We start from the raw sequence: 9,155 nt of genomic DNA, 5'->3' as shown, positions 1-9,155 counted from the left end.
TTCCCATTCCGAACAGAGAAGTTAAGCCCGGTCGTGCCGATGGTACTGCGTATAAGTGGGAGAGTAGGTTACCGCCGTTTTAAAAGGGAAGTCCTCGTACAGATAATGTATGGGGACTTCTTGCGTTTTATTACCTTCTGTTTTAACAGGCCTCACAATTACGGATCACGCTATCCAATAACCATTTTTCGCAAATCGGAAGTTGGATTGATGATGCAAATAACTTTGCTTCAGGTCAGTACATTGGGCAGTCCTTGTTTTTCATGGTTACAGGCTGCTTCCTCGAAACAGATCGATATCTGACTTTGCGAGGGGCACGAGGCGAGTACACAACCGCCGACGAAGACAGTTTATGTATGGTTTGGATATTTCAAGGAGGCCACGGGGCAATGAGCGGCGGTTACCAAACAGGTGCTCGCAGCGTATGTTGTGTAGCAGAATAGCTATATGAGTACGTAGATGTTTAATTCTCCTCCTGCACTAAAAGCAGGAGGAGTTTATAGAATATGGCTGTACACCAATAGGGTGTAAGAAAGACACCCCAGCAGATCATAGAAAATCAATAGCCTTAGTTTACAGTAACTTCAATAATAGAATCTATATCATCCAGATTACCATTTCTAGAAAATGTTACATCTCCGCTTTTTTTATCTTTTTTCCAGATTAATTCAGAATCTACATTTATCCATTTTGCTGATTTGATGTTTGGTATATTTAGCGTAATGGATGGAGTGTTTTTGTCTAAAATATGGATATAGTAGGTTTTTCCTTTTTGAGTAGAAGCTCCCCATGATTGAGGTGAAACAAAGCCCTGTTTGGTTTCATATATAGTATAACCGTATTTTTTTAGCCAAGCACCCATCTGTTCCAGGCGTTCCACGCATTCCGGTTGTATTTTTCCATTTGGCATAGGGCCTACGTTGAGCAATAAATTAGCTCCTGTTCCGGCTGTGCGGATGAGTAGATGTAACAGTTCCTTTTCCGATTTATACTTATCATCTGTTATACTGAAACCCCATGTAGCATTTATCGTTTGGCATGTTTCGAGCGGTAATTGTTGTGATATCTCTTGTCCACTGTGCCCCGCAGTGTTTTCTCCCGGTACATCGCGTTCAAATATTTGGTAATCTTCGCCCGCGAAAGGAGGCAAGTGATGATTGTTTGCGACCAGACATTCGGGTTGTAGCGTATGTATCAACTTATATATATCATCATAATGCCAGTCTACAAAAGTTTTAGGATTTGTCCGGTTTTTATCTTCTGTCTGATCCCAATGCCCGTCGAACCATATTCCGGCAATAGGGCCGTAGTTGGTAAGCAATTCGGTTAATTGGGCTTTCATAAAGTTTATATAATCGCTCCAGTTCCCTTTTTCGGTTCGCCCTGTACCTTTTCCTGTTCGTCCGGTCTCATATTGATAGTCGTTTCGCATCCAGTCTAATAAGGAATAATAAAGCACAAGTTTGATCTCCTCTTTGTGACATTCGTCTGCCAGTTGTTTTATCAAATCCTTTCCGTATGGAGTATTCATAATATTCCAGTCAGATTGTTTTGTTGCCCAATTGCTAAAACTATCATGGTGGCGCGAGGTAAATGTAATATATTTCATACCGGCATTCTTAGCAATTTGTACCAATTCCTTTGCATCGAATTGTTGTGGATTGAAGAAATCCAATAAACGTTTGTAATCAGTTGTTTTTATGGGTCGATTGTTCATAATCCATTCCCCATTAGCTAATACACTATAAGGGCCAAAGTGTACAAATAATCCGAAGCGAGCGTCCTCAAACCATTTCTTACGATTGTTGTCATTTGTATTTATATTAGACTGCCCATGTATTAAATTGATAGAAAATAAAAAAAGGATAAGGGTGTAGATTATCTTTTTCATTGTTTATAAGGTTTTAAGATTAGATTAACGCAAAGGTAATGTTTTTTAAGGGAAAATTTGTCTTTGTCGTTAAAATTCTGTAACCTGATATTTATTGTAGGCGGCGGCCAATTTTTCTTTTGTAGTAGCTGTTTTATGTAATAGAAAAGCAAAAAGAGAAAAATAAATAATAATAAAAGTAACTGCCGGAATGCCTATAGCCTTATCTTTGTTAAGGTGAAAAATTTTTAGATCAATTTCCATGAAAATATTAAAGACAGTTATTACTCTTGCTTTATTAATATTGTTATGTATTCAAACCAGCTGTTCAGCAAAACGAAATGGTATTTCTTCAAATACATCAGATTTAAAGGCTATCATGCAAAAGGTAGCTGATTGGCAAATCAAGAATTTTACGTACAAAAAAACAGGGAGTTCAGGCTATTTACATGATTATGGTATAGACGCTTGGACAAACGCCACTTTGTATATAGGGATGTTGGAATGGGCTAAAATGGCAGAAAATCAAACGGTTTACTTTGATTGGTTAAGAAAAATAGGTGCAGATAATAATTGGAATATTCCGGCAAATTTTAAGTCTAACCAAAGACTTAAATTATATCATGCCGATGAATTATGTATAGGACAATTCTATTTGGGTATGTATGATATATTCAAAGATGCAGCCATGATTAAATCTACTGAAGAACGTGTAGATTGGATAATGCACAATCCTCCCGATTCGGATATGAAAAATAAACAATCTTGGAGTTGGTGCGATGCTCTTTTTATGGCTCCTGCTGTTTATGCGCATATGGCGAAAATAACAGATGACGAAGCCTATCTTCGGTTTATGGATGTAGAATTCAAAAAAACTTATGACTATTTATATGATAAGGAAAGCCAATTGTTTTTCAGGGACGGAAGTTATTTTGAGAAGAAAGAAAGGAATGGAGAAAAGATTTTCTGGGGTAGAGGAAATGGTTGGGTAGCAGCCGGACTGGTAAATATATTGAAGTTCTTGCCGGAGGAATCTGCTTACAGGCCATTTTATGAATCTCTTTTCAAAGAGTTCGTCCCTGTTCTCGCTAAATTGCAGGATAGCAATGGTTTTTGGCATGCCAGTCTTTTAGATCCCGAAAGTTATCCTGCACCCGAAACAAGTGCAACAGCCTTAATTACATATGCCTTAGCCTATGGTATCAATAATGGCCTATTATCTAAAGACGTATATCAACCTGTTACGGAAAAAGCATGGGAAGCCCTTATCTCTGTCGTTGATAGAGACGGGAAACTAGGATGGGTACAGCCCATTGGAGCCGACCCGAAGAATGTAACAGCAAATATGACTGCTGTTTATGGCGTGGGGGCTTTTCTGCTGGCTGGGAGTGAAATGTATCGATTGAATAAGTAAGTTGGTTTTATATGAAATGAGAACCCTTTGGGTCAGTTTCAATAAAGTTATATAAAAAGTATTGCCTCCGCACGACAGGAAATGAACGAAAAAAGAGCTATAATAAAATGTTTTGGTAAAATTTAAACAGGCTCTAAGTATTAGCGAAAAAACTCTTACATTTGTGGCTCGACAAGTATGTTTGTCTTTATGCTGGAATTGTCTGATAAAAATACTTTTACTAAGGAAGAAAAGTTGTGTAGTACAAAAGCAATTGATACGCTTTTTTCTATTGGTGGATCATTTGTCGCTTATCCGCTGCGAGTGGTGTATTTAATTCATGACAAGTCTGAAGCTGAAACCCAAAGCGCTTCTGTGATGATAAGTGTTTCTAAAAGGAAATTTAAAAGAGCAGTGAAGCGTAACAGGGTCAAGCGTCTGATCCGTGAGGCATACCGGCTGAATAAACATGATTTGACGGTCCTTTTGGCAAAGCGTAATAAGCGTATGGATATAGCTTTCTTATATTTGAAAGATGAATTGCCGGAATTCTCAGAAATAGAAAAATCTATATTAAAGACACTAACAATACTTACTGATAAAATGGAGAAGGATAGATGAAAAAGATACTTGCATGGTTACTTTTATTACCTGTTTATTTTTATAAGTATAGTATTTCGCCAATGCTTCCCCCCTCATGCCGTTATACTCCAACATGTTCTGAATATGCTATTCAAGCAGTAAAAAAGCATGGGCCTTTCAAAGGCTTTTGGTTGGCAACGAAGCGTATCGCCCGCTGTAATCCGTGGGGTGGTCACGGCTACGATCCCGTTCCTTAAAAAAATAACCCACACCGGTAACGATGTGGGTGTAGAATAACTCTGAAGGAAATCATTATAGATTAATAGATTCCTTTATTTTTAATTTTTCTATTTCTTCTTCAGCTTTTTTCTGGGCTTTCACTTTTGCTTTTTCTGCCTTATCTTTAGCTTTAGCAATTGCATTTTCTCCTTTTTCCTGAGCTTTTTGAGCTCCTTTCTTAGTGTCTTCCTCTGCTTTTTTCTTAGCCTTTTCTGCTGAACTTACAATGTCTTTTTCTACTTGTTTTTTTGCTTCTTCAATTTCTTGTTTCATTTTTTTGTCTGCGTTTTCGGCGTCTTTGGCGGCTTTAGCCTTTATTGATTCTATCTTTGCCGCAGTCTGATTGCTTATTACTACTTGTTGTGCTGAGACTGATGTTGCGGCCAGAGCCATTGCTGTCATTATAAACAGGCCAATAAATAATTTTTTCATTTTTTTTAGTGTTAGTTAGTTCCGTTTGTATACATTTTGATACAAAGATAATATTAATTTTTTTTATCTGGTTGTATTTAGTATTGGTTGTATTTATAATTACTATATCCAGCTATACCTATAGTTTATAGGTCACTTAACTAGTATAACAAAACTTATATAACTTTTGTTTATTCTAAATTGTTATAAAAAAGTATTATACTGATGTCAATTATTTAAAAAAAATATGTTCTTTTAAAGAATAAATCAAATGACATGAAAGATACTATATTAAGAGAAGTTACTCCGCTTTCGCCAAGAGATTGTTTTATGATATTTTCACGAGTAAAGGCTCAATTTACCTTTCCTGTGCATGTACATGCCGAATATGAACTTAATTTCATCGAGAATGGTAAAGGTGCCAAACGTGTTGTTGGCGATAGTTTAGAGGATATTGATGATCTCGAGCTTGCTCTTATTACAGGCTCTAATTTGGAGCATGGTTGGTTAAATCATAAATGTACATCGGATGAGATTAAGGAGATAACAATACAGTTTCATGGTGATTTGCTGAATGAGCACTTTTTACAAAGAAATCAGTTCCGTTCGGTGAAAGAAATGTTTGAAAAAGCATCTTATGGTGTTGTCTTTTCCAGAAAAACAATAGAGGATATAAAAGAAAGCCTCTACTCTTTGGCATCCGAGCCCGAAGGTGTACATTCTGTATTGAAGTTTTTTGCGATCTTATATGATCTGTCATTGTCGCCAATGCGGGAACTGTCAAGCAGATCATTTAATGTACATGAGCAAAATTATAATAGTAGGCGGATTGAGCGTGCATATAATTTTATGTTAGAGAACTATAATAAGGAAGTCCGTTTGAGTGATGTCGCAGATCTTGTCGGCATGACGGAGGTTGCATTTAGCAGATTTATCAAACAGCGTACCGGACGTAATTTTATAGATTCGCTTAATGATATTCGATTGGGGCATGCCACACGTATGTTGTTAGATACGACTCATAGTATTGCAGAGGTTAGTCTTACATGTGGATTTAATAATTTGTCTAATTTTAATAGAATATTCAGAAAGAAAAAAGGGTGTACTCCCCGTGAATTTAGAGAAAACTATAAAGAATCCAGATATTTTCTGTGAATATTTATGATACTTTTTTGATTGTTCTAAATGCTAAAAAGTATCAGTTTTATTTATTGTTTTCACCTGATAGTTTACCTTTTATCTTGCCTATATATACTTGTTATGCAGATATTCACTGGTTTTTGTTGAATATCTGTATATTTTTTTTGATAAAAAAGTATTAAAATAAGATAATAAAGTATTTGTTATTTTTTGTATTCATAAATACTTTTGCAACATATGAATGTCTAACACATAAAAGCAGTTATTCACAAATTATATATTAACCATAATCGAAACCTTATGAGAAAAATCCTTTTTTTATTACTCCTGATTGTAGCTCCGTGCATTATATATGCTCAGAGCTATCAGATATCAGGGAAGGTAACCGATGCCGCTGACGGGTCCCCTGTACCGGGTGTTACTGTTCAGACTCAGGCAAAGGTTGGCGTTATGACCGATGCAGATGGAAATTATTCAATAAGAGCAAATAAGGGTGACATCCTTACATTCTCTTTTATTGGTATGACTGCCCAATCAGTAAAGGTCGAATCAAGTAATAATATTAATGTAACCCTTAAAGAAGACAATGTGGCTTTGAATGAAGTTGTTGTCGTGGGATACGGTACAGTCAAGAGAAAAGATCTGACAGGGTCTGTAAGTTCCATGGCTGGAGATAAACTGAAAGAAATACCTGCCGCTACCTTCGATCAAGCTATGCAAGGCAAATTGTCAGGGGTGCAAATTACTTCTAATTCAGGAACTCCCGGTGCACCAACGACTATACGTGTACGCGGTATTACATCTTTAAATAGTGGAAATGAACCTCTTTATGTAATAGATGGTGTGCCTCAGAAAGGAGAAGGAGGAACTATTGCCGGATTCGATTGGGCCGGAGGCGCTAACGGGCAAAACGTGACTAATCCCCTTGCGGGTATTTCTCCGAGTGATATTTTAAGTATCGACGTACTGAAAGATGCTTCGGCAACAGCTATTTACGGAGCTGCAGGATCTAATGGTGTTATCATGGTGACTACGCGTCGTGGTAAAGCAGGAGATATAAAGATAAACTATGATGGATATGCTACAGTTTCTTCTATTCCCAAAACGCTGGATATGATGAATTTACAGCAATATGCTTTGTATCAACAAGAATTGTCTGCTGATCTGGGCAATACTCTATCCGATTATTTTAAAGATCCTTCCATTCTTGGCAGTGGTCAGAATTGGCAGAAAGCTGTATTTCGTGAAGCGTGGGCTCAGAGTCACAATGTAACTATTGCGGGAGGATCTGAGAAATTACAATTTTCTGCTTCGGCCGGATGGTTCGACCAGGATGGAGTAGTTATTGGTTCGGGCTTTAATCGTTTCAATGGTCGCTTAAACTTTGACGCTCAGGCAAAAAAATGGCTTAAAATCGGTGGTTCATTAGCATACTCACGTACAAATGAAACTATTACATTGAATGATGGGGGGGACGGTGTTATTATGACAGCTCTGATGATGGGGCCGAATGTGCCCGTGTATGATATGGATGGTAATTTTGCAGGTCCTGAATCTGTTGAAGGCGTATCTTGGAATCCTGTAGCAATCGCTATGCAGCGTAGTAACAACCTGTTACGTAATAACTACTCGGGAAATTTTTATGCATCAGCAGATATTATGAAAGGTCTTACATTCCGTTCCGAATATTCATTTGCCGGTACTAGTAATACAAACAAGGCGTTTCATCCTACCTATAAGTGGGGAGCATTGCAGAATGATATAAGCCGTATCATGCAACGTGACGATCAGTCTTATTTCTGGATTAATACAGATTATTTGACATGGACTAAAGATTTTGGTCAGCATAACATTGTAGCTATGGCCGGTTTTGAAGCTCAACAATCGACTTGGGAAGCAAGCCAGTTAATAAAGAGTAATTTGAGTTCCAATGATATACATGTAATTGGCAGGGATGGGATATATGAAGATAATGATGGCCAGAAAGATAAAGAAACCAAGGCCTCTGTTTTTGGCCGTGCCAATTATAATTATGCAGGCAAATATTATTTGACCGCTACGTTTAGACGGGATGGTTCTTCCAAGTTCGGAGAAAATAATAAACGGGGTCCATTCCCCTCATTTGCAGCAGCATGGCGTGTGAGTGGAGAATCGTTTTTGGAAAATAATAAAGCAATTTCGAATCTGAAACTTCGTCTGGGCTATGGTTTAGTGGGGAACGATAAAATTCGGAATTTCTTGTACGGATCGGCTATGACAGTTCTGAATACACCGCTAGGCACAGGTTATCGTGTGTCGCGTATATCCAATCCTTCTCTAAAATGGGAATCATCTGTTCAATACAATGCCGGCCTCGATGTGGGATTGTTTAACGGGCGTTTCGACTTGACTGTGGATCTCTATTATAAGACTACCAAAGATATGCTGATGCAGTTTTCCATACCGAGCTATTTGGGAGGTACGGACTGGAACGATATTCAATCGCCTTGGGGTAATATGGGTAAAATGGATAACAAAGGAATAGATATTACACTAAATGCTCATATAGTAAAAGGTAAAGATTTTAACTGGAACTCAAATGTTGTATTTTCTCTGAATAGAAATAAAGTAAAAGAACTGAATGCTGAAAATCAGGCGTTTTATGGTGAACTGAACTGGTACTCGGAATTCCAGACAGCCACAATAACCAAGGTAGGTTATCCTGTCGGTGTATTTTATGGTTATAAAACAGAAGGCTTGTTTAAAGATAAAGAAGATATATTGAATCACTCGGTTCAGAAGGCCGACCCTACAAACAGTAAGATTAATTATGTAAATAAGACCGGTGGTGTTTGGGTAGGGGATATAAAGTTCGTAGACCTGAATGACGATGGAAAGATAGATACAGATGATCAGACCGTTATTGGTAATCCTAATCCGGATTTCACTTTCGGATTCAATAATAACCTCACTTTTAAAGACTTTGATCTCGGATTTTCATTTATAGGTTCTATTGGCGGCGATATTCTGAATTATGCCCAAAGCCAGATAGAAGGACAAACTAGTATTTGGAATAACCAGTCTGTAACAGTAATTGACAGAGCTAAAATAGGACTGTACAATGCAAGCGGCTCTCCTAGCGATCCGGACAATGTATATCTTATCAATACAGATGCGATAGTGCCTCGTGCAGCGACAAATGATGTAAACCGCAACAACCGTATGTCGGATCGCTTTATCGAGGATGGTTCTTATGTTCGCTTGTCTAATATAGCTTTGGGATATACTGTTCCTGCTAAACTTAGTAAAAAATGGGGTGTCGAAAGATTAAGAGTTTATGCAAGCGCCCAGAATTTATTAACTATTACAGGATATTCGGGCTATGATCCTGAAATCGGAGCTTATAACCAAAATTCGCGACTTCAGAATATAGATATGGGACATTATCCTGCTCCTAGGACGTTTATGTTTGGTTTAAATCTTGGCTTCTAATTATATGAT

The 9,155-nt window shown here is 37.6% G+C and carries 8 protein-coding genes and 1 rRNA gene; 6 read left to right on the top strand and 3 right to left on the bottom strand.

All coding sequences use genetic code 11. The features are described from left to right. Positions 1–80 (top strand): 5S ribosomal RNA (gene rrf / locus ACYPZI_RS10760); the annotation flags it as partial. A gap of 488 nt (positions 81–568) precedes the next feature. Here rrf and ACYPZI_RS10755 read toward each other — a convergent pair. Together ACYPZI_RS10755 and ACYPZI_RS10750 are read right to left on the bottom strand one after the other, a co-directional pair. Next, a complete protein-coding gene (locus ACYPZI_RS10755; RefSeq protein ID WP_459601427.1) occupies positions 569–1,891 on the bottom strand; it encodes an alpha-L-fucosidase in 1,323 nt (440 codons plus the stop codon). A gap of 69 nt (positions 1,892–1,960) precedes the next feature. Next, positions 1,961–2,134, bottom strand: a complete 174-nt coding sequence (locus ACYPZI_RS10750) for a hypothetical protein (RefSeq protein WP_459601425.1) — start codon at positions 2,132–2,134, stop codon at positions 1,961–1,963. Here ACYPZI_RS10750 and ACYPZI_RS10745 point away from each other — a divergent pair. The 3 genes from ACYPZI_RS10745 (at position 2,133) to yidD (ending at position 4,102) form a co-directional block, all read left to right on the top strand. Continuing rightward, complete coding sequence (locus ACYPZI_RS10745) at positions 2,133–3,284, top strand: glycoside hydrolase family 88/105 protein (protein WP_459601423.1); 1,152 nt, start codon at positions 2,133–2,135, stop codon at positions 3,282–3,284. The two genes, ACYPZI_RS10750 and ACYPZI_RS10745, sit on opposite strands and share 2 nt — an antisense overlap. Before the next feature lie 189 nt (positions 3,285–3,473). Further along, the gene (rnpA, locus tag ACYPZI_RS10740; RefSeq protein ID WP_459601421.1) at positions 3,474–3,884 is read left to right on the top strand and encodes a ribonuclease P protein component; all 411 of its coding nucleotides are present in this window, start codon (positions 3,474–3,476) and stop codon (positions 3,882–3,884) included. Further along, positions 3,881–4,102 (top strand): membrane protein insertion efficiency factor YidD, encoded by a 222-nt coding sequence (gene yidD, locus ACYPZI_RS10735; protein ID WP_459601419.1) that lies wholly within the window; start codon positions 3,881–3,883, stop codon positions 4,100–4,102. The genes rnpA and yidD overlap by 4 nt, the downstream gene beginning before the upstream one ends. A gap of 55 nt (positions 4,103–4,157) precedes the next feature. Here yidD and ACYPZI_RS10730 read toward each other — a convergent pair whose 3' ends face one another. Further along, positions 4,158–4,556 (bottom strand): hypothetical protein, encoded by a 399-nt coding sequence (locus ACYPZI_RS10730; protein ID WP_459601418.1) that lies wholly within the window; start codon positions 4,554–4,556, stop codon positions 4,158–4,160. 255 nt (positions 4,557–4,811) lie between these two features. Here ACYPZI_RS10730 and ACYPZI_RS10725 point away from each other — a divergent pair, with 255 nt between their 5' ends. Beyond that, positions 4,812–5,690 (top strand): AraC family transcriptional regulator, encoded by an 879-nt coding sequence (locus tag ACYPZI_RS10725; RefSeq protein WP_459601416.1) that lies wholly within the window; start codon positions 4,812–4,814, stop codon positions 5,688–5,690. A 285-nt stretch (positions 5,691–5,975) separates the two neighbouring features. Continuing rightward, positions 5,976–9,146, top strand: coding sequence for a SusC/RagA family TonB-linked outer membrane protein (locus ACYPZI_RS10720; protein ID WP_459601414.1), 3,171 nt, complete (start codon positions 5,976–5,978; stop codon positions 9,144–9,146). Positions 9,147–9,155 lie beyond the last annotated feature (9 nt).

The sequence above is a fragment of the Dysgonomonas reticulitermitis genome (assembly GCF_054601275.1).
The sequence above is the reverse complement of the archived record's forward strand: the minus strand, read 5'-3'. Positions and strand labels throughout refer to the sequence as shown.